The sequence below is a fragment of the Mycobacterium colombiense genome, assembly GCF_001953985.1.
Lineage (GTDB): Bacteria > Actinomycetota > Actinomycetes > Mycobacteriales > Mycobacteriaceae > Mycobacterium > Mycobacterium colombiense_B.
The window spans coordinates 304,541-328,647 of sequence record NZ_MBEI01000079.1 but is presented as its reverse complement, the minus strand read 5'-3'; the positions used below and the strand labels follow the sequence as shown (position 1 = coordinate 328,647).

At 66.5% G+C, this 24,107-nt stretch carries 26 protein-coding genes and 1 pseudogene; 12 read left to right on the top strand and 15 right to left on the bottom strand.

Features of this window, described 5'->3' with window-relative positions:
* The 7 genes from A5732_RS25565 to A5732_RS25535 form a co-directional block, all read right to left on the bottom strand.
* Nucleotides 1–221, bottom strand: a 221-nt coding sequence (locus tag A5732_RS25565; protein WP_142256675.1) for a DUF222 domain-containing protein, incomplete at its 3' end; no start/stop codon positions are given.
* Between the two features lie 112 nt (nucleotides 222–333).
* A complete protein-coding gene (locus A5732_RS25560) occupies nucleotides 334–864 on the bottom strand; it encodes a maleylpyruvate isomerase family mycothiol-dependent enzyme (protein ID WP_076103633.1) in 531 nt (176 codons plus the stop codon).
* Nucleotides 857–1,312: a MaoC family dehydratase gene (locus A5732_RS25555; protein WP_076103632.1), complete on the bottom strand. Its 456-nt coding sequence runs from the start codon at nucleotides 1,310–1,312 to the stop codon at nucleotides 857–859. Before A5732_RS25555 ends, A5732_RS25560 begins: the two co-directional genes overlap by 8 nt.
* On the bottom strand, nucleotides 1,309–1,836 hold the full coding sequence (locus tag A5732_RS25550) for an FAS1-like dehydratase domain-containing protein (RefSeq protein WP_076103631.1): 528 nt from the start codon (nucleotides 1,834–1,836) through the stop codon (nucleotides 1,309–1,311). Before A5732_RS25550 ends, A5732_RS25555 begins: the two co-directional genes overlap by 4 nt.
* A 13-nt stretch (nucleotides 1,837–1,849) precedes the next feature.
* A complete protein-coding gene (locus A5732_RS25545; protein ID WP_064952374.1) occupies nucleotides 1,850–2,275 on the bottom strand; it encodes a nuclear transport factor 2 family protein in 426 nt (141 codons plus the stop codon).
* A gap of 91 nt (nucleotides 2,276–2,366) precedes the next feature.
* Entirely contained in the window at nucleotides 2,367–3,932 is a 1,566-nt protein-coding gene (locus tag A5732_RS25540) for an AMP-binding protein (protein ID WP_076103630.1), read from the bottom strand.
* On the bottom strand, nucleotides 3,932–5,041 hold the full coding sequence (locus A5732_RS25535; RefSeq protein WP_139334605.1) for an aromatic ring-hydroxylating oxygenase subunit alpha: 1,110 nt from the start codon (nucleotides 5,039–5,041) through the stop codon (nucleotides 3,932–3,934). The genes A5732_RS25540 and A5732_RS25535 overlap by 1 nt, the downstream gene beginning before the upstream one ends.
* 94 nt (nucleotides 5,042–5,135) lie before the next feature.
* Here A5732_RS25535 and A5732_RS25530 point away from each other — a divergent pair, with 94 nt between their 5' ends.
* Nucleotides 5,136–6,434, top strand: coding sequence for a cytochrome P450 (locus A5732_RS25530; protein WP_371915809.1), 1,299 nt, complete (start codon nucleotides 5,136–5,138; stop codon nucleotides 6,432–6,434).
* Between the two features lie 21 nt (nucleotides 6,435–6,455).
* Here A5732_RS25530 and A5732_RS25525 read toward each other — a convergent pair whose 3' ends face one another.
* Complete coding sequence (locus tag A5732_RS25525) at nucleotides 6,456–6,647, bottom strand: ferredoxin (protein ID WP_064952371.1); 192 nt, start codon at nucleotides 6,645–6,647, stop codon at nucleotides 6,456–6,458.
* A gap of 16 nt (nucleotides 6,648–6,663) precedes the next feature.
* A complete protein-coding gene (locus tag A5732_RS25520; protein ID WP_076103628.1) occupies nucleotides 6,664–9,057 on the bottom strand; it encodes a CaiB/BaiF CoA-transferase family protein in 2,394 nt (797 codons plus the stop codon).
* Nucleotides 9,058–9,151: 94 nt separating this feature from the next.
* On the opposite strand from A5732_RS25520, the gene A5732_RS25515 reads away from it, so the two are divergent.
* Both A5732_RS25515 and A5732_RS25510 read left to right on the top strand, forming a co-directional pair.
* Nucleotides 9,152–9,973 carry a FadR/GntR family transcriptional regulator gene (locus A5732_RS25515; protein ID WP_064952369.1) on the top strand — a complete coding sequence of 274 codons (822 nt, stop codon included), beginning with the start codon at nucleotides 9,152–9,154 and terminating at the stop codon, nucleotides 9,971–9,973.
* A 19-nt stretch (nucleotides 9,974–9,992) separates the two neighbouring features.
* Nucleotides 9,993–10,709: an SDR family oxidoreductase gene (locus A5732_RS25510; protein WP_076052274.1), complete on the top strand. Its 717-nt coding sequence runs from the start codon at nucleotides 9,993–9,995 to the stop codon at nucleotides 10,707–10,709.
* A 3-nt stretch (nucleotides 10,710–10,712) separates the two neighbouring features.
* Here the strand turns inward: A5732_RS25510 and A5732_RS25505 are convergent, their stop codons facing one another.
* Nucleotides 10,713–11,573: an LLM class flavin-dependent oxidoreductase gene (locus tag A5732_RS25505; RefSeq protein ID WP_076103627.1), complete on the bottom strand. Its 861-nt coding sequence runs from the start codon at nucleotides 11,571–11,573 to the stop codon at nucleotides 10,713–10,715.
* 76 nt (nucleotides 11,574–11,649) lie between these two features.
* On the opposite strand from A5732_RS25505, the gene A5732_RS25500 reads away from it, so the two are divergent.
* Genes A5732_RS25500 through A5732_RS25480 form a run of 5 tightly spaced genes read left to right on the top strand, consistent with a single transcriptional unit; the run spans nucleotide 11,650 to nucleotide 17,411 of the window.
* Nucleotides 11,650–12,720 (top strand): acyl-CoA dehydrogenase family protein, encoded by a 1,071-nt coding sequence (locus tag A5732_RS25500; protein ID WP_076103626.1) that lies wholly within the window; start codon nucleotides 11,650–11,652, stop codon nucleotides 12,718–12,720.
* Between the two features lie 5 nt (nucleotides 12,721–12,725).
* Nucleotides 12,726–13,823 (top strand): acyl-CoA dehydrogenase family protein, encoded by a 1,098-nt coding sequence (locus tag A5732_RS25495; protein WP_171975103.1) that lies wholly within the window; start codon nucleotides 12,726–12,728, stop codon nucleotides 13,821–13,823.
* A complete protein-coding gene (locus tag A5732_RS25490) occupies nucleotides 13,820–14,977 on the top strand; it encodes an acyl-CoA dehydrogenase family protein (RefSeq protein ID WP_171975096.1) in 1,158 nt (385 codons plus the stop codon). The genes A5732_RS25495 and A5732_RS25490 overlap by 4 nt, the downstream gene beginning before the upstream one ends.
* Nucleotides 14,974–15,909, top strand: a complete 936-nt coding sequence (locus A5732_RS25485; protein ID WP_076103624.1) for an acyl-CoA dehydrogenase family protein — start codon at nucleotides 14,974–14,976, stop codon at nucleotides 15,907–15,909. The genes A5732_RS25490 and A5732_RS25485 overlap by 4 nt, the downstream gene beginning before the upstream one ends.
* Nucleotides 15,906–17,411: a class I adenylate-forming enzyme family protein gene (locus A5732_RS25480; protein ID WP_076103623.1), complete on the top strand. Its 1,506-nt coding sequence runs from the start codon at nucleotides 15,906–15,908 to the stop codon at nucleotides 17,409–17,411. Before A5732_RS25485 ends, A5732_RS25480 begins: the two co-directional genes overlap by 4 nt.
* A 36-nt stretch (nucleotides 17,412–17,447) precedes the next feature.
* On the opposite strand, the gene A5732_RS25475 is transcribed toward A5732_RS25480, so the two are convergent.
* Nucleotides 17,448–17,885, bottom strand: coding sequence for an ester cyclase (locus A5732_RS25475; protein ID WP_076052280.1), 438 nt, complete (start codon nucleotides 17,883–17,885; stop codon nucleotides 17,448–17,450).
* 171 nt (nucleotides 17,886–18,056) lie between these two features.
* A pseudogene (locus tag A5732_RS25470) lies at nucleotides 18,057–18,350 on the bottom strand (adenylate/guanylate cyclase domain-containing protein); the annotation flags it as partial.
* A 225-nt stretch (nucleotides 18,351–18,575) separates the two neighbouring features.
* Here A5732_RS25470 and A5732_RS25465 point away from each other — a divergent pair.
* The 4 genes from A5732_RS25465 to A5732_RS25450 all read left to right on the top strand — a co-directional run bounded on the left by A5732_RS25465 (nucleotide 18,576) and on the right by A5732_RS25450 (nucleotide 21,827).
* Complete coding sequence (locus tag A5732_RS25465) at nucleotides 18,576–18,935, top strand: hypothetical protein (RefSeq protein ID WP_372237006.1); 360 nt, start codon at nucleotides 18,576–18,578, stop codon at nucleotides 18,933–18,935.
* An 81-nt stretch (nucleotides 18,936–19,016) separates the two neighbouring features.
* Entirely contained in the window at nucleotides 19,017–20,048 is a 1,032-nt protein-coding gene (locus tag A5732_RS25460; protein WP_076103622.1) for a hotdog fold thioesterase, read from the top strand.
* A gap of 99 nt (nucleotides 20,049–20,147) precedes the next feature.
* On the top strand, nucleotides 20,148–21,353 hold the full coding sequence (locus A5732_RS25455; RefSeq protein ID WP_065056707.1) for an amidohydrolase family protein: 1,206 nt from the start codon (nucleotides 20,148–20,150) through the stop codon (nucleotides 21,351–21,353).
* A 99-nt stretch (nucleotides 21,354–21,452) separates the two neighbouring features.
* Entirely contained in the window at nucleotides 21,453–21,827 is a 375-nt protein-coding gene (locus A5732_RS25450) for a hypothetical protein (protein ID WP_076103621.1), read from the top strand.
* Here the strand turns inward: A5732_RS25450 and A5732_RS25445 are convergent.
* The 3 genes from A5732_RS25445 to A5732_RS25435 are packed head-to-tail and all read right to left on the bottom strand — an operon-like array spanning nucleotide 21,775 to nucleotide 24,103.
* Nucleotides 21,775–22,098, bottom strand: a complete 324-nt coding sequence (locus A5732_RS25445) for a hypothetical protein (RefSeq protein ID WP_076103620.1) — start codon at nucleotides 22,096–22,098, stop codon at nucleotides 21,775–21,777. The two genes, A5732_RS25450 and A5732_RS25445, sit on opposite strands and share 53 nt — an antisense overlap.
* Nucleotide 22,099: 1 nt before the next feature.
* Nucleotides 22,100–23,590, bottom strand: a complete 1,491-nt coding sequence (locus tag A5732_RS25440; RefSeq protein ID WP_076052285.1) for a molybdopterin-dependent oxidoreductase — start codon at nucleotides 23,588–23,590, stop codon at nucleotides 22,100–22,102.
* A 12-nt stretch (nucleotides 23,591–23,602) separates the two neighbouring features.
* Nucleotides 23,603–24,103: an oxidoreductase gene (locus tag A5732_RS25435; protein ID WP_076052286.1), complete on the bottom strand. Its 501-nt coding sequence runs from the start codon at nucleotides 24,101–24,103 to the stop codon at nucleotides 23,603–23,605.
* Nucleotides 24,104–24,107 lie beyond the last annotated feature (4 nt).

Below are 24,107 nucleotides of genomic sequence, written 5' to 3'. Positions count from 1 at the left end.
TTGGCCGGCGAGCAGCCAGTCTTCCACGCCACCAACGCCGGCACCGACCGCGCCCCGGTCACCCCGCACAGCCCGTCACGATCGATCTCGGCCACGATCTCCACCATGCGCCCATCAATCGCATTGCGCTGACCACTCAACTCCGCCCACTCCTCGAACAACACCTCAACACGCTCGCTCGGACTCACCACCACAGCGCCAGCAGATGCCGTCGAAGACATGACGCCATCATGACAGCCACCACCGACAAAAACGGCCTCGCTCGATCCCCGGCCCAAAGGTGGTGTGCGCAGATCTTCAGACACTAATACGCAGCGGATAGCTACCGCCCCCCTATGAGATCGCCGGTTCCCACCCCGGGTCGCGGCCGAGCCGCGCCAAAAGCCTGGCCTGCACATCGTTTTCGTCGCCGACCGGGACCGGCGCACCGAACATCCCGGACGCGGCCAAGGCCTGCGCAGCTTCCGGAAGGCCGGCGCAGAACAGCTCACACCACGCGGGGTCCAGGCCGTCATCGGCGCCCACCGCGCGGGCAAGGTCCCAGGTGTGAACCAGGACATCACGGGTCAGGTTCGGCATCAGCCGGTACTCGTCGAGCTGTGTCGCTCGACCCGATTCAAACGCCGTTGCTAGCGCGTCATAGGTCAGCCGCCACCGCGCCCGTGGGTCGTCGGGTGGTCGGTCGGGCTTCAATCCCAGGGCACGCAACAGAAGCACATCATGAAAGCCGATCACGTGCTCGAGAACCGCTCGGGCGTCCCACGCATCGCACGGGGATGGCCGGTGCCATTTGCCGTCCGCCGCCCAGACCGCCTCACCGAACCGTCGGCACACCGCCAGGTGCAGTCCGGGAATGTCATCCATCGCCGGAAGATTCGGGCACCTGCAAGGTCAGCTCGACCGGGCAGCAGAGCGCGCCATGCTGATTGGTCACCTGGATTTCGACGTCGACCAGGCAGCGCGGCGGGTCCACCGAGGTGTCCCGGCGCTTCGCCACGGCCCGCCCCCGGCCGATCATCGTGTCGCCGGCATACACCGACCCGACCAGCCGCATGAACCGGCGCACCACCCGCGACCGCGAACCCGCCCAGTCCGTCGCGACCCGGTCGGCGAAACCCGCCAGGTGCATCGTGTTGACGTAGATCGTCGGATTCCCCTGAGCCGCAGCGTAATCGGGATCGAAATGGCCCGGGAAATAGTCCCACGTCGCTCCGGCGTTTTCCACCACCCGCTGGTAGCTGATGTGGTCGATCACTTCCGGCAGCTCCACCGGAACGGTGAGCTGGCTCCAGTCCAGGCCGTCGCCGCTCACGAGGCTCCTGGAGTGAAGCGGAACAAGGTATTGCGGCAGGTGGCCACCACGGTCCCGTCCTGGCGGCGAAAGGTCTCCAGCGTCTCGACGAAATGACCGACGCCGAGTCGCGTCCGCTTTTCCGGTGACACCGAGACCAGCTCGTCGACAACGGTCAACACGTCGCCCTCGACGATGGGCTCGCCGAACTCAACCTCGTTGGCCGCGTTGATGAATGTGGTACCGGGGAGCGGCACCCGCAGGGCGATCAACGAAGCGGTCCCGCGACCCCCGGGTTGCCACGGCGGTGCGATCAGCCAGCCCATCAACAGCGCTGGCGGCGCCAGCAGGCCTCCCCAGTGCTGCCGGGCGAACTCTGAATCCCAGTACGAGCGATTGCCGTCCCGGACCATCGCGGCGAACAACTGGATGCGTGCGGCGCTGACCGCGGTCGCCGCGGTGCGGGGCTCGCTTGTCGTGCCGACCATCCGCAGCGCATCTTCGTAGCTGCCGAAGGCCAGCCGCTGACTGAAATCCTGATCCACGTATCGGTGTCGCTCACATGACGAGCGGGTGCCGACTCGGGACCGAATCCCATTCCAGCACACGGGAAGTGAAATACCAACCGCCGCGCTCGTAGATCAACTTGTCCTTGAAGGTGCCCGTGGCCCGCAGCGTGATGTCGCCGAACATGCTGGCGAACAGCACGACGACACAATGCTGGACCGCATCGACACCGTCGACTTTGATCTCGTGGTCGACGGTGATCATGCGCTGTCCATCACCGCCATCGAAGGCCGCGCTCAGATCGTCGAACACCTCGCCATCGCGGGTGTAGCTGGCGCCGGAATGGCGGAAGGTCGCGATCCAGCGCTTGCGGTTTCCGTCGGAATAAGCCCGATTGTGCCGAGCATTCAGGTCCAGGATGGCAGCGCGCCCGGTGACGGCTTGGAGCATCTGCTGTTCCTGATAAGTCATGGTCATCGCTTTCCAGCCTCTCTCGGAAATGACTGCCAGCAATCGGCTGATGGAACATTAAGGCAACTCAACGACTATTAAGTGACATTAATGGAACCTAACGGCTAACGATATACCCCCTACTTTCACGATCCCACGTTCCCGGATTGACGCCACGTTCGCGCAATAGGTCTTTACGAATCCGGCCGATCACATTCTTGGGGAGTTCGCTCACGGTCTCCACGAATCGCGGCACGCAGAAGTAGGGCATGCGGGCCGCGCAGAAGTCGAGGAGTTCCGCGAAATCCACTGTGGCGCCGGGCTGCAACGTGATGACTACCAGGACGTCGTCCTCCCCCAGCTCGCTGGGCACGCCGACCGCGGCGGCCTCCGCCACGGCGGGATGGCGCATGACAACGCTCTCCACTTCGACCGAAGAGATGTTTTCACCGCGGCGGCGCAACGCATCCTTGATTCGATCCACATAAGTCAGATTCTGATCGCGATCGAGGCGCCCGAGATCGCCGGTGCGAAACCATTCCGGATGCGGCTTCAGTTGCGAATCCGCGCCGACGTAACCTTCGCTCATCACGTGCGGATGCCTGGGCCGACAGGCGATCTCACCCACGGTGTCGGCGGGCAGTGGGTTTCCTTCTTCGTCGAGGATGCGCACGTCGAAATCGGGGTTCGGCCGCCCCGAGGTTCCGGGAACCCCGTCGTCGGCCAGCTTCTTGACCGCGATGGGAAACGCCTCGGTGAGCCCATACATCGTGACGATGCGGCAGCCGTAACGCTTTTCGATGTCACGGTAGGAGTCCGCGTCGATCGGCGCGGCGGAGATGAACCGCAACGGCAGCCGCGCATCGCCCGGGTCGGGGGGCAGATTCCGCAGCATCGACACCATCGCCCCGGCGCCGGCGAATCCGATCGCACCGCGGGCACGTACGTCCTCCCACACCGCGCCGGGGTGAAAAGCCCCGGCCAGCACCGTCGTTGCGCCGACCAGCATGGGCGCCAAGATGCTGGGCGCCGCGCTGAGGTGAAACAGCGGCATCGCCGTCCACAGCACCTCGCCCTCGCGTAATTCCCAGGCCGATGAGACGGTCGCGGCCACCGAAAACAGGTAGTGCCAGGTCGTGGCGACCGCTTTGGACGGGCCGGTGGTGCCCGACGTGTAGAACAAGCAGCCGAGATCGCCCGGCCCCCCGGCGCTATTGGCCGGTGCGCGGTCGGTGTCCTGACAAAGCATCGCGGTCAGTGAATCATCCTGCACCACAATGCTCGTCAGGGAGTCCGCTGCGTCGGCGACCTCGGCGGCGCGGGGGTGGCGTTCGGCGTCGGTCAGCATCACCTTGGCCTGTGACAGCCGCAGAGCGTGCAGCAGGAAGTCGCCCTTGTTCGCGGCGTTGATCGCCGCGCTCACCGCCCCGATCCGCGCGGCGCCCAGCCAGAAGTACACCCATTCCGGACAGCTGCCGGTGAACAACGCGACGCGGTCACCGGGGCCGACACCCAAGTCGGTCAACAGGTTTGCCGCCGCGCAGGACCGCTGGCGCATCTGCTCGAACGTCACGTCGACTCCGGCGACCGACATCATCACCCGATCGGGGTACTGCTGCGCGCGGCGATCGAGCACGGCCGGCACGGTGAAACGGTCGACGCCGTAATCGGAGGGCCGCGGCATCAGGCTTTCGCGGCCGCCGGGTCGGGCTCGCCGTCGGCGCTGTAACCGAAGTCGGAGGGCGACGGCTGCTCCCCCGGGTAGAAGCGGTGCGCCCAGCGACGAAGGGCCGCGTAGTCGTGCGCCTCTTCCGGAGCCAGGTTCGGCTTCTCCAGGTATTTCATGTTCTCCCAGGTGAAGAAGTCCTGTTTGATGACCTCTTGCTGCAGGGCGAGGAACCGGGCGGCGCGGCCGGTGGGCACGTCACCGCTGTCGCCCGGTTCGCGTACGGACGCCTGGGTGTAGAAGTAGTCGGTGTAGTCCTCGTCGACCGGCGTCTGGCCGGTGACCTGCACGGTCGCCACCAGCTCGCTGGGAAAGCGCACCACGCCCAGGCCCAGCGAGTAGTTGTCGTAGATGATCTTGGCGTCGACCGGACCGTTGGGGGTCAGCCACGTCTGCGCCCGGCCGCCGCCGAAATGGGCGTTGACGGTGGCGTGCAGGTGGTAGCCGGCCACCTCGAACGACGCCGTGGTCGCCGGGTTGGCGGCCTTGTGCACGTACTGAACGTGGTAGGGGTCGGCGGCGTTTTCGATGATCATCTGCGGATGCACCTTGACACGGTTGAGCATCTGGGTGTGCGGGTGCAGCGGGTAGTACTCGTTGGTTTCCAGTTCCGGCAGCACCGGCGGCTGCCAGTACGGCGCCCGGCCGTGGCGCTCGTGCCAGGCCAGGATGAAGCCGTACCACTCCATGCTCGGATAGGTCCGGATGCGGACGTTGTTCTTACAGCCGATCTTGCTGTAGGGAATCAGCGCGTTGGTTCCGTCGCCACGCCACTGCCAGCCGTGCCAGGGGCAGACGATGTTTTCGCCTTCCACCGTGCCACCCACCCCGAGGTTGGCGCCGAGGTGCTGGCAGTAGGCCTCCATCACGTGAACCTGGCCCGACGCGGTGCGGAACAGCACCAACTCCTCACCGAAGTAGTGCGCGCGCCTGACCTGGCCGGGCGCCAGATCGGTCCCGAAGGCGACGATGAACCAGCCCGTCGGGAAACGGTAGGTCGACAGGGCGATGCCGCCCGGGCCGAACTCCCGTTCCGAAGGGTCTGAATCTGGAATCGTATTGGTCACGATTACTCCGTTTCCCACGCGGCCGGGCGCACTTTGGGCCGCTCTTACCTCACCGCGTTTCGACGACTAAAGTCTATTTTTACTATCTTAGACATTGAACGTCAACGCGACGCCGGCGGGTGGCCGCGTGGCGCCTGAGCCAATGGGGGTTCGCATGACGGCCGCTGCGGTGGACCTTTCCGACTTCGCCTTGTGGCGTAACGGGTTTCCCGATGAGTTGTTCGCCGACCTGCGGCGCAACATGCCACTTTTCAAGCACGACCTGACACCTGGCGTCGCCGACACCGTCCGGCGCCAGTTCTGGGTGGCCACCAAACACCGGCACGCGGTTCGCCTGCACCGCGACACCGACTCGTTCACCGCGGCCGACGGCCCGCTCATCCAGCCGGTCGCCATGTTCTCGGCGTCCCCGACGATCATCACGCTCGACCCGCCGGACTTGAACAAGCGCCGCAAACTGATCTCCAACGCCTTCAACCCGCGTGCGATCGCCAAGCTGGAGAACGGCATCCGGGCACGTGCGGCGCGGATGATCGACGGTCTGCTCGCCAACGGCGGCGGCGACTGGATCGAGGACGTCGCCGACGCGCTACCGATGACGGTGATCGGCGACATCATCGGCATCCCGGACGAGGACCGGCCGCGAATATTCGACATCTTCGACCGCATCCTCAAGGCCCTTGCGCCCGAGGCGGGCCCGAGCGGACAGGTGGAACTCGAGCTGTTTGGCTCTGTCTTCAGCTACGCGATGGAGCTCACCGCCGAAAAGCGGCGCAACCCGACAGACGACATCTGGAGCACGCTGGCCACCGCGGTGATAACCGGCGACGACGGCGAACAGTTCAGCCTGCCCGAGAACGAACTCGAGTTCTTCTTCTTCGTGCTGGCCTTCGCGGGCAGCGACACCACCAAGAACGCGCTGGCCATCGGGCTGCAGGCGTTCGTCGCCAACCCCGAGCAGATCGAACGCTATCGCGCGGATGAAGCGCTGCGGGCCGGCGCGGTCGAGGAGGTGCTGCGCTGGGCGTCGCCGGTGGCCTACTGGACGCGCACCGCAAAGGTCGACGTCGAGATGGACGGCCAGCACATCGCCAAGGGCGACCGCGTGGTGTCAACACTGCGTTCGGCCAATCGCGACGAGGAGGTCTTCGAGTCCCCGTTCACCTTCGACATCAGCCGGCAGCCCAATCCCCACGTGGCGTTCGGGGGTGGCGGACCGCATCACTGCCTGGGCGCGATGCTGGCCCGCGCGGAACTCCGCGCGGTGCTCGACGAGCTGTTCCTGCGCTGCGATGACATCGAGATCGGCCCGGCGAAGGTGGCACATCCGAACCTGACCACCAACATGTCGATCTACGACGAGATGGCCATCTCGCTGACCGAGCGGCGCTGAGTCAGCGCGTTTAAGCGGCGGTCAGTCCAGCAGGCGCAACGCGGCCTTGGGACATTGGTCCACCGCGGCGCGCACGTCGATTTCCAGCCGCGGCGGCACCGGCCCGTCCGCGATCTGCACCACGTCTTCGTCACCCAGCTCGAACACTTCCGCCGCAAGCGATTCGCAGAAGCCGTTGGCCTCGCACAAGTTCTCGTCGACCGTTACGCGCATCATGCCCTCCATTTCTCTAGAGGCCCTTGGGTCGGGTCCCGATCACCCCGCCGGTCGCGAGGCGTGTCAGTTCTTCGTCGGTCAGCCCGCACCTATCGCGCAGGATCTCTTCATTGTGCTCGCCCAGCCTCGGCGGCGGCCGCAGCAGCCACTGATCCTGACCGGCGAGCCGAGCGAACGGTGGGCAGGGGTACAGGCCGAGGCCGGTACTCGCATGATGCAACGACTCGAAAAAACCACGCTCACGCAGTTGCGGATTGTCGGTGACCAGGGACGGCGACACCACCGGGGCCGCGGGAACACCCGCGCCGGCCAACCGCTCCACCGTCGGGTCGAGTGGCTGCCGGGCGAACCAGTCCGCCAGCCGGCCATCGATGTCGTCGGCCCGACCGTGCCGCCCGGCGACCGCGGACAACTCGTCATCGCCGCACCACGCCGGTGCATCCATCACATCCACCAGCGCGCGCCACTGCGCGTCGTCGCGAACGGTGACCGCGATCCAGTCGTCGGATCCGGCGCAGCGGTAGATGTTCTGGATCGCCGCGCTGTGACCGCGGTTGCCGCGACGGCTCAGCGTCACGCCGAAGACCTCGGACTCGATCGCTTGAATCGCGGTGGCGTTGAGCACGGTTTCGAGCATCGGCAGCTCGACCAGCTGGCCCGCCCCGGTCCGTTCGGCGAAGTTCAGCGCGGCCAGCACGGCGAACGCGGCGTGCACACCGGCCAGCGGATCGCAGGCCCCGCGCGGTGTCACCGGTGGCGCGTCGGGCAGGCCGGTCACCCAGGCCAGGCCGGCGATCTGTTCCATGGTGGGAGCGAACCCGACGCGTTCGCGCCACGGGCCCTCGACGCCGAACGCGGGCATCCGGGCGAACACCAGTTTCGGGTTGACCTCGCGCAGCACATCGTCGGTGAGCCCGAATTGCTCCATTACCCGCGGCGAGAAGTTCTCGATCACGACGTCGGCGCCGGCGACCAACTCGGTGAACAGGCGGCGCCCCTGTTCGGAGCCCAAATCCAGTGTGACCGAACGCTTGTTGGTGTTCATCGCGTGGAACACCCAGCCGTACTCCCACCAGTCGTCCACGTCGGTGCGCATTCCGCCGGAGTATCGGATGCCGTCGGGACGCTGGACCGACTCGATCTTGACGACGTCGGCGCCGAAGGCGGCCAGCAGATGAGTCGCCGCCGGGCCGGCCCAGAACGCGGTGAGGTCGACGATGCGCACACCGGCCAGCGGCAGCCCGTCCAGTTCGGGCTCGGTGTCGGATTCCACACGGCGCCAAGGAGACTCGTCATCGGCCTCACCGCAAAGGGGCGTGTCACCCACGGGCGCGGGCGCACACACCGACATCAGCCAGGGCGGCCGGGGCTGATCGAACCCGGCGGGGTTGCGGGTGAAGACCTGTCGCTCGCGCACGTACTCCAGCTCCCGGATGGTGGAGCCATTACCCAGCGCGGCGATCGGCAGCCGGAACAGTTGTCCGAGTTCGACGATTTCGGCGACGGTGCGTTCGGCCAGCCACGGACGGATCTGTTCGCGGATCAGGTCACGATACTGCCACCGGCCGATTTGAAACCGCAGCTGTTCGATCTCCTCCAATTGCGGGCATTCGACCATCGCGGCGAAGTCGAGCCACTGCTGACCGGTGACCATGGTGATCCCGACGTAGCCGTCCTTGGCGGGTTCGATCGACGGGACCTCGGTGGTGCGCCGGATCGGTGGGACGCGCAGCAGTTGTGAGTGCAGCCATTCGCTGCTCTGCATCGTGGTCAACGCTTCCAGCATGGACAGGTCCAGGTGTTCGCCGGGCCCGCCGCGCTCGACGCGACGGCGCAGCGCCAGGGCGCCGAACGCGGCGAACACGCCACCCATGTACTCGCCCAGATCGCCGCCGATGGAGATCGGCGGCCCGGCCGGATCGCCGCGGAAGCCGGGCGAACCCGCCCACGCCTGCAGGGTGAACTCGGTGGCGGCCCGGTCGGCGTAGGGTCCGGCCCAGCCGAAGTCGGAGATGCTGACGATGATCGCCCGCGGCGAGCGTTCCAGCAGCTGTTGTGGGTCGATGCCCAGCGCCGCGGCGCCCTCCCGGCCCGCCGTCACCACGACGACGTCGGCGCCGGCCAGTTCGTCGCGATAGCGCTGCGAGTCGGGGGCGAATGTCATGCTGCGCTTGCCCGCGTTGAGGTAGCTGAAAAACGGCCCGCTGCGTCCCGGGGGAACCGGGGAAGCGCTGGCGGAGTAGCGCCGCAACCAATCCCCTTGCGGCGGTTCGATTTTATGCACCTGCGCGCCGGCGTCGCGCAGCAGCTTCCCGCAGTAGCTGCCCGCTATCCGGTCACTGATCTCGACGACACGCAAATCGTGTAGCGGCGTCGGCCGGCTTTCGGACCGCTCGCTCAATTGCACCCGCCCTTCCGATCGACATGCGACCAGAGAAGCTATTTATATCATTACTGCTAAAATAGCTAAGCCAGCGAGTTGCTTGTGTTTCGAGGATCGGATGACCGCCTTGGGAATTGGCCCCGACGCCCGGCGCCGGTTGTCGGCGCCGCGCATCGCCGAAATCGTAGCCGACGAGTTGCGCCGTCAGATAATTGACGGCGAGCTCGCGGACGGTGATCTCTTGCCCCGCCAAGAGGTGCTCGTCGAACAGTTCAACGTGAGTTTGGTGTCCCTGCGCGAAGCCCTGCGGATCCTAGAGACCGAGGGGCTGGTTTCGGTGCGGCGCGGCAACCGTGGTGGTGCCGTCGTCCACGCCCCGGCCAAGACCAGCGCCGCTTACATGCTCGGGTTGTTGCTGCAGAGCGAGTCCGTCGAGGTCGCCGACCTCGGCATGGCCCTGCAGGAACTCGAGCCCGCGTGCGCCGCATTGGCCGCCCGCCGGCCGGACCGGGCGGACACCCTGGTACCCGAGCTCACCCGAATCAACGAGTCGATGGCCGAAAACCTGGACGACGGGCGGCTTTTCACCGAAATCGGGCGCGAATTCCACGATCAGGTCGTCCGCGGCTGCGGCAATCACACGATCATCGCGGTCGTCGGCAGCCTGGAGACGCTGTGGACCAGTCACGAACGGCAGTGGGCCGACGAGAGTGCGGCCCGTGGCACCTACCCGTCGCTCACTCAGCGTCGCGCGGTGCTCAACACGCACGTCAAGCTGACCGAGACCATCGCCGAGGGTAACGTCGACCGGGCTCGCCGCATCGCGGGTCGCCATCTGGCCGACACGCAGACCTATGTCCTCTCCGGCCAGCACGATCAACGCATCTATGCGCTCTCCCCGCAGGCGTTGTCGCGGCCGCGGGATATCCGGCACTCCTGACGAGCGGCCTGCAACCGTCATGCGAACCGCATTGGTCACCGGCGGCAGCGGCGGGATCGGAAAAGGGTGCGCGCGCAAGCTGGTTGAGCGTGGCTACGACGTGGTGCTCTCGGCGCGCCGCGAGACGCCGTTACGCGCCGCCGCCGAGGAGATCGGTGCCCGCCACATCGTGGCCGACGCGTCCGACCCCAGCGGATTCCCTGCTGCGATAAGCACATTGGAGAAGATCGACCTGGTCGTTCACGCGGCCGGTGCGCTCGGGGGGACCTACGCGCGCAAGCAGACCTTCGAGCAGTGGCAATCCATCATGTCGGCCAACCTGGATTCGTGCTTCGTGGTGACGTCCGCGGTGCTGCCGAAAATGGCGGCGGGCTCGCGGCTGGTGTTCATCTCGTCGTCGGCGGCGCACGAGCCGATGCCGGCCCGCACCGCCTACTCCGCATCCAAGGCCGGCATGAACGCGTTCGCGCGTGCCCTGGCGCTTGAGGTCGACCGCGACGGCATCAGCGTGCACATCGTCACGCCCGGACCCGTGGCCACCGAGATGCTGCAGGACGTCCCGTTCGAGATGTACGCGATCGGGGTGTCCGACGTCGCCGAGGCGGTTGCCTGGCTGGACACCGTCGATCCGTCGGTCGACCTGCCGGAGATCCGGTTGTCCGCCGTGGAGCGGGGCCCCTTCGCGCGGCCGCCGGTGGTGCCGACCGAGGCGCGGCGCCGCGCGCAACGAGGGTGAGGTCTAGGCCGCCGGGAAGGCTTTGATCACCGATTCGCCGAACTCGTGCAGGGAGTCCGGGGCCGCGAAGTCGGCGAACCACACGTAGAACCGCTCGACCCGCTGGGCGGCCAAACCGCGGAAGTGCCCGATCAGCTCGTCGGCATCGCCGCAGACCAGTCCGGACCCGAGGTTGCCGAATCGACGGGTGCTCACCTCGTGCACGGTGTCGGGGTCGTCGCCGGACCGCACGAAGCCGATCATCTGCTGGATCGACATCCGGGCCGTTCCCGCGGCCGGGGCGAGCTTCGGCAGCCTGTCGAGCTGGTTCGCCGGCAGATTCCACCAATCCGCGTAGCTGCGAACGAGTTCCATCATCTTGGGCCCGCTGCCACCCAAGACCAGCGGTATCGGGTGCGAACGGCGCGGGGCCTGCGGGGCCGGGCCGGTTTGGTCGTCGGCGTCGTCCCAGTAGCGTCTGATCAATTCGAGGTGGCGGCCGAGTTGTTCGACCCTGGCCCGCGGATCTTGTTGGCCGATATCGAATCTCGCGAATTCCGAGGGCCACGATCCCGCCCCGAGGCCCAACTCGAACCTGCCCCCGGATGCCTCCGACAACGTGACGGCCTGCTTGGCGAGCACGGCAGGATGCCGGAACGCATCACACAGCACCAGGTGACCGATCCGCAGCCGCTCGGTCTTGGCCGCCACCCAGGTGGCAATGCCCATTGCCTCCCAGATGCTTTCGTCGGGCAGCCCGGGCGCCTCGAGGTGATCGATGAAGGCGATCCCGTCGAAGCCGCTGGCCTCGGCGTGACGTGCCCGGTCCGCGATGTCGCCCGCCGACAATCGCACCTGCGGCAGGAACAGATACCACTCGGCCATGCGCCACCTCAACGTCGGGTTCCGTGCGATTGCGACGGCACGGCTAGTTTATTATCTTTACTATGTTAGAGGTCTTATGGATGTCGGTCTGAACTCGGAGCAGCTGTCGCTGCGCGACACCGTACGCGACATATTACGTACGGAGTGCCAACCCGACGCCGCACGTCAAGCGATCACCGATCCGGAGCGCTGGCGCACCCTGTGGAAGACGGTCGTCGATCTCGGCTGGACCGAGCTCGCCGCCCCGGACACCGGCGACTACGGACCGGTCGAGCTGGCCGTGGTCCTCGAGGAATGCGGTGCGGCACTCGCGCCAATTCCGTTGCTGGGCAGCGTCGGTCTGGCCGCGGGCCTACTGCGCGACACCGGGCTCGACTCCGTGCTGACCGACATCGCCGGCGGCATGGTGGCCACCCTGGCCGTCCACGCCCAGGGATCCCGACTCCCCGGGGCGCCCATGACACTGCGCCAGGGACGCCTGCGCGGCACGGCGGTTGCCGTCCCCAACCTGCAGCGCTCCGAGCTTGTCGTCACCCTGGCCCGCTCCGACGACGATGACACCGTGGCGGCCGTGGCCCGCTGCGGCGACGGGGTCACCGCGCTGCCGGCGGCCGAATCCACCGATCCCGCTCAGCCGTTGGCGAGCGTCGAGATCGACGCGGAGCCCATCGCGGTTGCACCGGTCGACCTCGGATCGGCATTCGCGGCGCCCTGGGTGGCCTCGGCCGCCGACCTCCTCGGCGTTGCGAGCGCGGCGTTGCACCGCTCGGTCGAGTACGCGAAGTCACGGCGTCAGTTCGGCCAGCCGATCGGCGCGTTCCAGGGCGTCAAGCACGCATTGGCCGACAACTACGTCAGCGTCGAGCGTGCCCGCAGCCTGACCTACGCGGCGGCCAACCGGCTGGCCGACCCGACCACCTCCCCGTCCGACATGTGGACCGCCGCGGCGCTGGCCAAGGCGGCGGCCAACGACGCGGCGACCGGTTGTGCGCGCACCGCGGTCCAGGTGCACGGCGCCCTTGGCCAGACCTGGGAGCACGACGCCCACCTCTATGTGCGCCGCGCCTGGCAGGGCGCCGCCATGCTGGGCGACAGTCGCTCCCTGTATTACGAGTTGGGCCGCCGATTCTGCGGGGGTGCCGCGTGAGCCCGGTGGTGGAGGAATTCGGCGCGTGGTTGGCGGACTTTCTGCCCGGCGACTACTACGCGAACTATCGGCACTACCGCTGGGATCTGGGGTTGCGGCGCGATTACCAGCGGGCCTCGTTCGAGGCCGGCTGGCTGCAGCCGACCTGGCCCCGCGAGCATGGCGGCCGATCGCTGGGCCTGCGCGACGCCATGGAAATCCGGATCGAGGCGGCGCTGCGGTCGGCACCCAAGCTGCCCAACATTCAGGGTCCCGGTGTCGCCGCGCCCGGCATCCGTCAGTTCGGGACACCCGCCCAGATCGAGCGTCTGCTCGTACCGCTGCTGCGCGGCGATGAGTGGTGGGCGCTGGGCATGTCCGAACCCGAAGCCGGGTCGGATTTCGCCGGCTTGCGCACCCGCGCGGTGCGCGACGGCGACGTGTTCCGGGTCAACGGCCACAAGATCTGGACCACCCACGCGCACCTGTCGCGGTGGTGCACCCTGTACGCCCGCACCGATCCGGAAGCGCCGAGACACCGCGGCATCTCGTGCCTCATCCTCGATCTGCAGTCGCCCGGGGTCAGGATCGAGCCCATCCGGATGGCGTCGATCTCCGACGAAACGTTCTGCGAGGTCTTCCTCGACGACGTCGAGGTGCCGGCCGAAAATTTGCTGGGGCCACTGAACGGCGGCTGGAACGTCGCCATGTCGTCGCTGCACCATGAGCGCCAGATGATCTGGATCATGAACTGGGTCGAGATCAAACGCGGGCTCGCCTCGGTGCGCGAGGCCGGCGCCGCGGAGTCGAGCCAGGACACGTACGCCGAACTCGGTTCGCTGCTGGCCGACGCCGAAGCGTTGCGGGCGACCGGTTATCGCGCTCTGGGCAACGAACTCGCGGGGCGGCCCAGCCCGGAAGCCGACACCATGAAGCTGCTCGGATCGCTTACCTTGCAGCGTGTTTGGGAACTGAGTGCGGCTGCCGCGGGCCCCGAATCGGCCACCGATCCGGATCTACTGTTCGAACGTCAGGACGCGCTGGCCGCAACGATCTACGGCGGAACGTCGGAGGTTCAGCGCAACATCATCGCCGAGCGGCTGCTCGGGTTGCCGAAGGGATGACGACAATGGATTACGACCTCGGCGACGACGCCGGGCAACTGCGCCGCCATCTGCGCGAGCTGGTTGCCAACCACATCCCCGCCGACTTTCTGGGTGCCTGCACCGAGAACCCACAGGACCTCGCCACCACCGAGACGTTCTGCAAACTGCTGGCCACCGAGGGGCTGCTGGCGCTGGCATGGCCGAAAGAGCATGGCGGCGGCGGTGGTTCGGTCTGGCAGCAGACGGTGCTGCGCGAGGAGATGTGGGCACAGCACGAGCCGCGCGGTCCGCAGTACATGGGGATCAACTGGGTCGGTCCCGCGCTGATGCGGTACGGGACGGCCGAACAGAAGGCCAAGCACCTGGCGGCCATCGCCTCCGGGGACGTGATCTGGTGCCAGGGCTTTTCCGAGCCGGAGGCCGGCACCGACCTGGTGTCGCTGCGCACCCGCGCCGTCGCCGACGGCGACGGATGGCGCATCACCGGCCAGAAGGTGTGGACGTCGTACGCGCTGATGGCATCCTGGTGCGTGTTGGCGGCATGCACCGACCCCGAGGCTCCGAAACACAAGCGGCTCACCCTGTTTCTGATCCCGATGGACCGGGCCGGCTTCACCGTCCGGCCGATCCCGTCGATGCTGGGACCGCACCACCTGAACGAGATGTTCCTGGACGACGTGCAGGCGTTCCCCGGCGACGTGCTCGGCGAGGTGGGCGACGGATGGCGGGTGATGCGCGAGGCCCTGGCGTTCGAGCGGGTCGGCATCGCCCGCTACGCGCGCTGTGAGTCGCTGCTCGAACGCATGCGCGCCCAGCTCGGCGACGATTGGGATCAGCTGCCCGAAACGATCCGCACCCGGTGGGTGCGGGCGCTCGTCGACCTACGGGTCGCCCGGCTGCTGGCCTATCGCGCGGTGTCACTGCAGGACGACCCGGCGGCGGGGGCTGCCGCCAGTGCCGCGCGCATCATCACCACGACGTGCGATCAACTCGTCGCGGAGTTGCTTTTCGACGTGCTGGGCCCGACGGCGCTGGACAGCGGGACCTCCGCGGCGCTGCACGGGGCAATCGAAGACCATTGGCGCTACGCGCAAGCGGCCACCGTCGCATCGGGCACCATCGAGGTGCAGCGCATGCTGGTGGCACGAGACGTATTGGGAGAACACAGGTGAAAACCGATCTACCACAAGACATCAGCGACTTCGCCGCCGTCGCCGGCAAGCGGCTCACCCGGTTGGGCGGACCGCCGGCCGCGCTGCGCGCCGAGACCGACGACGCCATCCGGGATGCCTCGCGTGCCGCGCTGAACGACGTCGGCGCGTTCGACCTCGACATCCGCTCGGCGCCGGATGACCTGCTGGCCGCGGCGGTGCTGTGTCAGGCCGCCGGCGCCACCGTGCTCCCCTACCCATTGGTGGAGGAGCTGCTGGCGATTGATGGCGCGCGCCTGGCCCTGGTCAATCCGAAAGCCCCACGCATCGACCACGGTGACCTGGCCGGCGACTGGGTCGCCGCGGACCTGGACGGCAATCGGTACCGGCCACAGCCGGGCGTGCGGACCGGCGCCAAGCTGGGGCCGTTCCTGGTTCCGGCCACCTTGAGCGCACCCGAGGGAACCGTGCCCGCCGCCGACGTTAACCTTCATCTCGTGCTGGGATCATGGCGGATTCTGGGAGCGGTGCAGCAATCGTTGCGGATTGTCACCGAGCATGTGCGCGCCCGGATTCAGTTCGGCAAGCCGCTCGCGGACTTTCAGGCGGTCAGATTCGCCGTCGCCGATGCGGCCGTCGCGGTGCGCGGACTGCACGAACTCGCGAAGTACACCATCTGCCGCCCGGATTCGCTTCCCGCACAGATTCATTCGGCCGACGCCCTGATTCTGCGGCTCAAGGCCGCCGACACGGCGCGGCAGGTGATGCGCTCGTCCCACCAGTTGCTCGGAGCGCTGGGCTTCTGCGACGAGTCCGACGTCAGCGTGCTCGATCGGCACACCCAACCGCTGATGCGGCTGCCGCTCGGCACCGAGGAACTCGCCCTGCGCCTGATGCCCTGCGTGACGGACGGGTCGTTCGAGACACTGTTCAGTGAGCCGGTATCGGCATGACCGAATCGCCCGCGGCCGCGGTGACGCCGAATCCGTTCGACGAGGGAATCCCATTCGGGATCAAACTGCAGCAGCTGGCCGAAGAGCGCCGCGACGATCCGGGCGTCACCATTGTCGCGCTCGATGGCACCGTTGAGCCGCTGACATTCGGCGACCTCGATGCCGGCGCCAACCAGTGGGGACGGGCTTTGGCCGCCAGCGGCGCCCAAACGGGTTCTTTTGTCGCGCTTGCTATCCCGAATTCTCGGCATCTTGTGCTCGCCACGCTGGGGTGCTGGAAGATCGGCGCCGTGCCCGTCCCCATGCACTGGGATCTGCCCGAATGGGAGCGCGATCGGGTGCGGGCGGTGATCGACCCCGCCGTCGTCGTCGACGAACAGAGCCGCTGGGAGCTCGATGCCCGCGCGGCCGCCGAATCGGCCGACGCCTTACCGGTCGCCGTCTCCCCCACCGCGAACGGGATCTGCAGCAGCGGGTCCACCGGTGTGCCCAAGGTAATCCTGAACCTGGCGCCATCGCTGTGGATCCCGCAACAGGGCGAACCCTTTCTGTCGAACTGGACGCCGGTGGCCCAGCCGCAGACCATCATGGTGCCCGCACCGATGTATCACACCAACGGCTTCGCCACCTTCCTGATGATGCTGGCCGGCGACCATCTGGTCATCCTCGAAAAGTTTGACGCGGCACTGGTTCTCGATGTCATTGAACGCTTCCGGATCACCAATTTCACCGCCACGCCCACGATGCTGGCCCGCATCGCGGCCCGGCCCGACGTGCGGCAGCGGGACCTGTCCAGCATCGTGTTCGTCCTGCAGGGCGCCGCGGTGATGCCGCCGTCGCTGCTGCACACCTGGTTCGAACTGCTCAGCCCCGAGCAGATGGTGACGGCATACGGCATGACCGAAAACCTCGGGCTCACCGCGCTGCGCGGCGACGAGTGGCTCGCCCACCCGGGCAGTGTGGGCCGCGGTTTCCGCGATACCGAGATCCGGATCCTCGACGCCGACAAACGACCGCTGGGGGCCGGCGAGGACGGAGACATCTACCTGCGGGCGCCGATGAGCGCGGGATACCGCTACCTGGGCGGGGCGCCCCCACTGCCGTCGACCGAGGACGGTTTCCGGTCGGCCGGCGACATCGGCCACCTCGACGAGGACGGCTTCCTCTACATCGTCGACCGCCGCGTCGACATGATCGTCACCGGCGGCGCCAACGTCTTTCCGGCCGAGGTCGAGTCCGCGCTCGCCGGCCACCCCGGCATCGCCGACGTCGTCGTGATCGGGCTGGCCGACAAGCAATGGGGACGCCGGGTGCACGCGGTCATTCAGCGCGCCGACGCCGACGGCACCGCGCCACTGACCGAACAGCAGGTGATCGAGTACGCGAAGAATCGCCTCGCGCCGTACAAGGCGCCCAAGACCGTCGAGTTCGTCGATGCGATTCCGCGCACCGCGGCGACCAAGGTCAACCGCTCGGCGATGATCCAGGCGCGGGGCGGCTGACGCGCGAACCTGAAGTGCGTTTGGGCAGCCTCGGCTTTAGCTGATCGGGGGAAGAACGCCCATCTGAGTCAGCACCGCGGCCATATCAAAGTAGACCTTCTCGCATAAGAGTCGATCGCCGTCGAATTCGAAAATCCCGACTATCGGAATCTCTACGCGGCGTCCGGTCGGCGCGATGCCCGCCCATTCGCCGTCATGGGTTCCAGTGATCAGCCCTTCGCCGAATACTGCGTCGTCGGCGTGGCGCATCTTACCGAGCTCGGCGTGCAGGTCGGGAAGGCCAATCATGAAGCCTCGCAGCAGCTCTCGAACGGCCTCCGCACCATCGCTCGAGACACCGTTCACCTCATAACGTGGACGGGCGAAGGTCGCGATTGTCGCCTCAATGTCGTGCCGGTTTTCCGCCTCAGCATGCTGGTTGACGATTGCCTCGCGGCGCTGGCGAAGGCTGGTGATGTCGTCGATCGCTGTCATTATGGGGCCTCCTCGATGTCTCGACGAATCCCCCGATAGGGCGTCACTCTAGAACACCTTCCGGCTGCGTGGAGAGCTTTGCCGTAGAAGGCTCACCACCGTCGGTAGTGCCGCAGCAAGCGCGCGAGCGGATTCGTGAATCACCGTTTTTGGCTGACTCCGGCAACCGACTTAACGCTGCCGTGCAGACGCGACGGCGTACAGTCGCCATTCGCCGGGCACGCCCTTGAGCTCGTGAGAGCCGCGCTCGTCAAACTCGAGCCCCGACCCGATCACCAGGTCGCGCAACGTACTCGACACCAGGACGTCGCTCGGCCCCGCCAGGGCGCTCACGCGCGCCCCGATGTGCACGCCGATCCCGCCGATGTCATCGCCGCGAACTTCGCACTCGCCGGTGTGCAACCCGGCCCGGACCTGTATGCCGAGGGACTGCACCGCGTCGCGGATCGCCACTGCTGTGCGAACACGATGTCGCGAGGACCTTCGCGGGATGTGCGATAAGCGACGCGCAAGTCGCCATTCAGCGCATACCGCGTCTCCGAGAACATTGCGGAAGTCTATTTCCGCCGGGACGTATCGGCAGATGTTTCTGCTGCTCAACCGCGCAAAAGTTTGGGATCGGTAGCAAAATCAAGCGCAAGACTTTTGCCAATCGTCGGCAACCGGCCGACGGAGCGAAAGGAACGCGTCGTGGCCCGCATGCACATCATGAAAAGGCTCATCGCCGGCGCTCTGCTGTCGACCGGCCTGGTGGCCGGGGCGGGGCTCGCCGCAGGCACCGCGCAGGCCGACAACCCCGACTGGGGCCCGGCGCACCATTGGTGCCCGGGCGAGCCGCTACCGGCGACCGGTAACCACGTCACGGACCCCTTCCGCGGCTGGGACATGAGCGTCTGCCACACCTACTACTACCTCTGGCCGGGCATGGGCAATGTCTCCAACATGATCTGGGACGGCGATAACCCGCCTCCGAAGCCCCCGCCGCCGCCGGCCCTCATCACCAGAGACAACTGCCAGCAGATACTCGGGATCTTCTGCCCCAAGGCGTAAGCGCTACCTCGCGCGGGCGCCGGTCGCGGTAACCTCATTCTCATAGCGCGACCAGCGCGCGAGGAAGGGGACCGATCGCTCATGGCCGACCCCAACGACGACGCGGAGATCACCCGTGGCGACCGCTTCATCAAGACCGCCGTGGCGATACTGGGCGAGACGGGCCGCACCGACTTCACCGTGCAAGAGGTGGTCGCGCGCTCCAAGACGTCGCTGCGCGCCTTCTACCAACACTTCAGCAGCAAGGATGCGCTGCTGCTGGCGCTGTTCGACCGAACCATCGCCCAATCGGTGCAGGCGTGGCGCACCGAAACCACGGGCCTGGACAGCACCTCGGCGCTGAAGCTGCTGATCGACCGGCTCAGCCAGCAACCGGAGTCGAGCACCCAGGACAGCCTCAACCGGGCTTTGACCCTCTACAACCAGCACCTGGCCGAGACCAGGCCCCGCGAGTACGCGCGGGTGCTCTCTCCCCTGCACGGCCTGATTCGCGACGTCGTCGGGCAGGGCATCACCGAGGGAGTCTTCAACCCCGGTTTGGACGTCGGCGCGGCGGCCGCCATCGTCATGCAGACGATCATGGGTGCGCAGCGATTGCATTGGCTCGGTTCGGAATTGAACGGCTCACCGGTCGACGCCGGCCAGCTATATGACTTCTGCAGCCGTGCCCTGGGCATCCGCGACACCGAGCAAGAATCGCCCGCCCCGTCGCTGGCCGAACTGTTCGCCCAGATCGGCATGCGCCCCGGCACCCGCAACGGCGAATTCGCCATGACCATGCCGGTCAGCCCCGCGGTCGTCAACACGTCCGGCGCGCTGCAGGGCGGCTTGATCGCCACGCTCGTCGACGTAGCGGGTGGACAATTCGGGCTGGACTATCTGCAACCTGGCACCACCATGACCACGGCGGATCTGTTCATCCGCTACCTGCGGCCGATCCGCCAGGGCTCGGCCTTCGCGGTGCCCACAATGCTGCGATCCGGGCGACGAGCGATGGTGATGCAGGTGGACATCTACGGCGACGGCGACGGCGAGCTGCTCGCTACGGCGACCGTCAACTTCGCCGTGATCGACGGGACCACACCAAAGCTCCCCAGCTGGCCGGACGCCTGAGCCATCCCAGGCGACCACAGATCCGGTACACCTACTCGCGCACAAGTGGTAACGTCGTTACCACACAGCGAGAATTGAGACTTCTGTAAGGAGATCGCCATGCCCTCTCGCGAACTTTCCTTCCCGGTGTTCGACGCAGACAACCACATGTACGAGCCGCAGGAAGCGCTGACCAAGTACCTTCCGGACAAGCGCAAGAACGTCATCGACTACGTGCAGGTTCGCGGCCGCACCAAAATCGTTGTGCGCGGCCACATCAGCGAGTACATCCCCAACCCGACCTTCGAGAAGGTCGCCAAGCCAGGCGCCCAGGAGGACTACTTCCGCAACGGCGCGCAGGGCAAGAGCTACCGCGAGATCCTCGGCGAGCCGATGAAGGCCATCCCCGCCTTCCGTGAGCCGGGCGCGCGGCTGGAGGTCATGGACGAGCTCGGCATCGACTACGCCCTGATGTTCCCGACGCTGGCCAGCCTGGTCGAGGAGCGGATGAAGGATGACCCGGAGATGACCCACGACGTCATCCACGCCCTCAACCAGTGGATGCACGAGCAGTGGACGTTCAACTACCAGGACCGCATCTTTGCCACCCCGGTGATCACGCTGCCGATCGTCGACCGCGCGCTGGAAGAACTGCAGTGGTGTCTCGAGCGCGGCGCCCGCACCGTGCTGGTCCGCCCGGCGCCGGTGCCCGGCTACAAGGGCAGCCGATCCTTCGGGCTCGAGGAGTTCGACCCGTTCTGGCAGGCCTGCATCGACGCCGAAATCCCGGTCTCGATGCACGCGTCGGACAGTGGTTACTCCGAGTTCGCGAACGTGTGGGAGCCCGGCGACGAGTTCCTCCCGTTCAAGCCGACCGCGTTCCGCAGCTTCGCGATGGGCCATCGGCCGATCCTGGACGCGATGGGTGCGCTGGTGTGCCACGGCGCCCTGTCGCGCAATCCGGACCTGCGGATCCTGTCCATCGAGAACGGCGCCGACTGGGTGCCAGACCTGTTCAAGGGCCTTAAGGGCGTCTACAAGAAGATGCCCCAGTCGTTCAGCGAGGACCCGATCGAGGCGTTCAAGCGGTGCGTCTACATCACTCCGTTCTGGGAGGACCGGTTCACCGAGATCGTCAACATGGTCGGCACCGACCGGGTGCTGTTCGGCTCGGACTGGCCCCATCCCGAAGGTCTGAAAGACCCGATCTCGTTCGTCGATGAGCTCACCGACTTCTCCGAATCCGACATCGCCAAGATCATGGGTGGCAACCTGATGAAGCTGATGAAGGTTTCCGCGCCGGCGAAGAAGCCGGTCTCAGCCTGATCGCCCGATCGCTGCCCGACGACGGTTCGGTGTAGCCGGACCGCCGTCGGGTACTCGTCGACATAACGGTCGACGCGTCGTCCGGCGGATGGAGGGCAGATGAGCGTGGCAGCGCACGACGGGACGCCGGTCAATATCGACGACGACGTCGCACTCCTCACCGAGCAGATCGAGGCGCTGCAACGACTGGGGCAGCGCGACGACATCGACGACGAAGAGATCTACGACCTGAGCATCAGGTGGGGCGCCGCGCTCGCGGGACGGCTGCCGCGCATGGCGCATTACGATTCGCTGGGGCAGCTCGACGACGACGATCAGCGGCGGTTTCGATCGCTGTGCGACCAGCTACGCGAGTTGTCGCCGCTGATAGAGCGATTCGGCCTCGCGCGGCCGCAGCTCCCGGGGTCCACGGACGGTCAGGCTAACCGGGGCCGTCATGCCCGGAAGGGTCCGAGTCGCTTCCTGCGTAGGTGAGAAAGTCGATGTCGCGCAGTCTGATCGCGGTCCGCGGCTTGGGGCAGTCCGGGTTGCGGCAGGTCAGCGCGACCATGTAGGCGTCGGCATCCTCGTTCAAGAATAGAAAACCGAGGTAGAGGGCATCGCCGACGGCGAAATCGGTTGCGCCGCAGGCTTCACAGTGCCCGCCCTTCGCCGCGATCTGCTCGAGCACGCGGTGGTGCGCCACGTTATCCAAGCTGATCAGCTCGGGACGCACCCCGACTCCCTGGGTCGCCGTATCGGTCATCTCAGATTTCCACGTCCTTGTCGTAGTACACGCGGTCCTCGCGCCAGCCGCCCGTCCCCATGCCGATTCCGGCGTAGTCCTCGACGAATTCGATCTGGTTGATCCACTTGGCCATTTTGAAGCCCACCTGAGTTTCCACCCGCAGGCGTAAGGGCGCACCGTGTTGGATTGGCAGAGGCGCGCCGTTCATTTCATAGGCGAGCAGCGTCTGCGGCTTGTCGGCGAACTCGAGGTCGAGAACCTCGTAGAACTGGCCTCCGCCGTGCGACGACGGCTCGTCGGTGCTGTTGTCCTGCATCGTCAAAAAGCAGATATAGCGCGCCTGCGGCAGCGGCCGCACCAGGTCCACCAGCTGATGGAGATGAACGCCGGTCCATTCTCCGATGCTGGTCCAGCCCTGGACGCAATTGTGCATCACGCATTGCGTTTCCGACTCGGCCAGCCCGCGCAGCGCCCTCAGGTCCAAGGTCACGGGGTTTTCCACCAGCCCGCCGACCCGCAGCCGCCAGTCCACGAAGTTATGCACCGCCATCACCTTGTATTCCGTGCTGGTGGGCGGCTTTCCGTTGACGCGGTGTTGCTTGGAGATTTTGTGCGCCGGATAGTTCTGCCGCGAGTTCAGCGGCCGCAGCAGCAGCAGGCGCACCGTGGTCACCACCGCCCCCAGCACGCGCTGAACCGATCGCGGGTTGCGCAGACTCCAGACCGTCGCCGCGACATGGACGCCGATGATCGCCGCAATGATCAGCAGCGAGATCGTGGTCGCCCAATAGGTGTTGCGGACAGCCCCGAAAATCATTGACGCGGTGAGCCTTCCCCAGCCCCAGAAGAAAATCATCGACAGATGAATCACGATGAAGACCAGGAACGCGATGAGGCCCAGGAAGTGCAAACTGCGCGCCCATTGCCGGCCACCCCACATTTGCACGTACCACGGGAACCGCGCCTCGATCGCCGGAGACTGAGCGGCCCCGGTCAGGATCTGAAAAGGCGCCAGAACAAAGACGACCCCGGCGTAGGTCAGCTTCTGCATGGCGTCCAACGGCTCACCGGGCAACACCGGCGGCAAATTGAACGTCAGGTAGGTGACGACGTCGTCCCACGCTTCGGGAAAGATCGACCACGACGCGGGCCAGTAGCGATGCCACTGGCCGGTTGTGAACAACAGGATGTAGTAGGACAGGCCCAGCAAAATCCAACCGATGACCACGAAAAAATGCCAGTGACGGCCCACGCCGAGCTGCGCGCGGCCCGGCAACGAAATGAACGGGCTGTAGTCCTCTTCCTCATCCAGAGTGTCGTAGATCCTGTCCCGCGGCATCACCTTTCGGGTGAAGCGCGCCCACTCGGTGCCCGGCTTGCTGTCGTCGTGCCAATACAACTTCGGGTGGGTGGCCAGAATCTCGAGGCCGCTGCGCAGGATCAGCGTCACGAACAAGACGTTCAGCCAGTGATCGATGCGCAGCCATGCCGGATAGTCCAACGTTGTCATGCCTGAGCCCCGTCAGTCATACCACTGCTGGCGTCGCGGGTAGGCCACGTTGATGCCCGACAGCACCGTCATGTGCACGGCGATAAACGCGGCCGCGCAAGCCATCCCCAATGTCCCGGGCGCGAAATCCCATCGGGCGGTGACCGTGACGAGCCCGGGCAGGTTGACCCAGCGAGTGACCAGATAGAGAGCGAGAAAGGCCGCGCAGATCATACTGCCGAGATACCAACCCGCCTGGGGCACAGCAGGTTTGATGCCGACCACCATGGCGCCCGCCGCGGTCAGGCAGCCTGCCGCCAGCACCAGCACGTAGGCGACGAAATACCGCGGCAGGTTCGGCTCGGTGGCCAGCATGTAGACGTGCACCGCCACCAGCCCGGTCAGCAGTCCCCCGCCCAGCGCGGTCACCGCGCGCGGCAGGTTGAATGCCACCCAGCCGTTCAAGGTCAGCACTGGCGACGACAGGAGGCGCCGCCACAGCGCCGTCGTACGTCGCGCCACGAGATCGGCCACGACT

Coding starts and splice junctions, on each gene's coding strand:
- A5732_RS25560 (WP_076103633.1), bottom strand. CDS start 864: ATGGATGACATTCCCGGACTGCACCTGGCGGTGTGCCGACGGTTCGGT.
- A5732_RS25545 (WP_064952374.1), bottom strand. CDS start 2,275: ATGACCATGACTTATCAGGAACAGCAGATGCTCCAAGCCGTCACCGGG.
- A5732_RS25540 (WP_076103630.1), bottom strand. CDS start 3,932: ATGCCGCGGCCCTCCGATTACGGCGTCGACCGTTTCACCGTGCCGGCC.
- A5732_RS25525 (WP_064952371.1), bottom strand. CDS start 6,647: ATGCGCGTAACGGTCGACGAGAACTTGTGCGAGGCCAACGGCTTCTGC.
- A5732_RS25515 (WP_064952369.1), top strand. CDS start 9,152: ATGACCGCCTTGGGAATTGGCCCCGACGCCCGGCGCCGGTTGTCGGCG.
- A5732_RS25510 (WP_076052274.1), top strand. CDS start 9,993: ATGCGAACCGCATTGGTCACCGGCGGCAGCGGCGGGATCGGAAAAGGG.
- A5732_RS25505 (WP_076103627.1), bottom strand. CDS start 11,573: ATGGCCGAGTGGTATCTGTTCCTGCCGCAGGTGCGATTGTCGGCGGGC.
- A5732_RS25500 (WP_076103626.1), top strand. CDS start 11,650: ATGGATGTCGGTCTGAACTCGGAGCAGCTGTCGCTGCGCGACACCGTA.
- A5732_RS25490 (WP_171975096.1), top strand. CDS start 13,820: ATGACGACAATGGATTACGACCTCGGCGACGACGCCGGGCAACTGCGC.
- A5732_RS25480 (WP_076103623.1), top strand. CDS start 15,906: ATGACCGAATCGCCCGCGGCCGCGGTGACGCCGAATCCGTTCGACGAG.
- A5732_RS25475 (WP_076052280.1), bottom strand. CDS start 17,885: ATGACAGCGATCGACGACATCACCAGCCTTCGCCAGCGCCGCGAGGCA.
- A5732_RS25460 (WP_076103622.1), top strand. CDS start 19,017: ATGGCCGACCCCAACGACGACGCGGAGATCACCCGTGGCGACCGCTTC.
- A5732_RS25455 (WP_065056707.1), top strand. CDS start 20,148: ATGCCCTCTCGCGAACTTTCCTTCCCGGTGTTCGACGCAGACAACCAC.
- A5732_RS25450 (WP_076103621.1), top strand. CDS start 21,453: ATGAGCGTGGCAGCGCACGACGGGACGCCGGTCAATATCGACGACGAC.
- A5732_RS25445 (WP_076103620.1), bottom strand. CDS start 22,098: ATGACCGATACGGCGACCCAGGGAGTCGGGGTGCGTCCCGAGCTGATC.
- A5732_RS25440 (WP_076052285.1), bottom strand. CDS start 23,590: ATGACAACGTTGGACTATCCGGCATGGCTGCGCATCGATCACTGGCTG.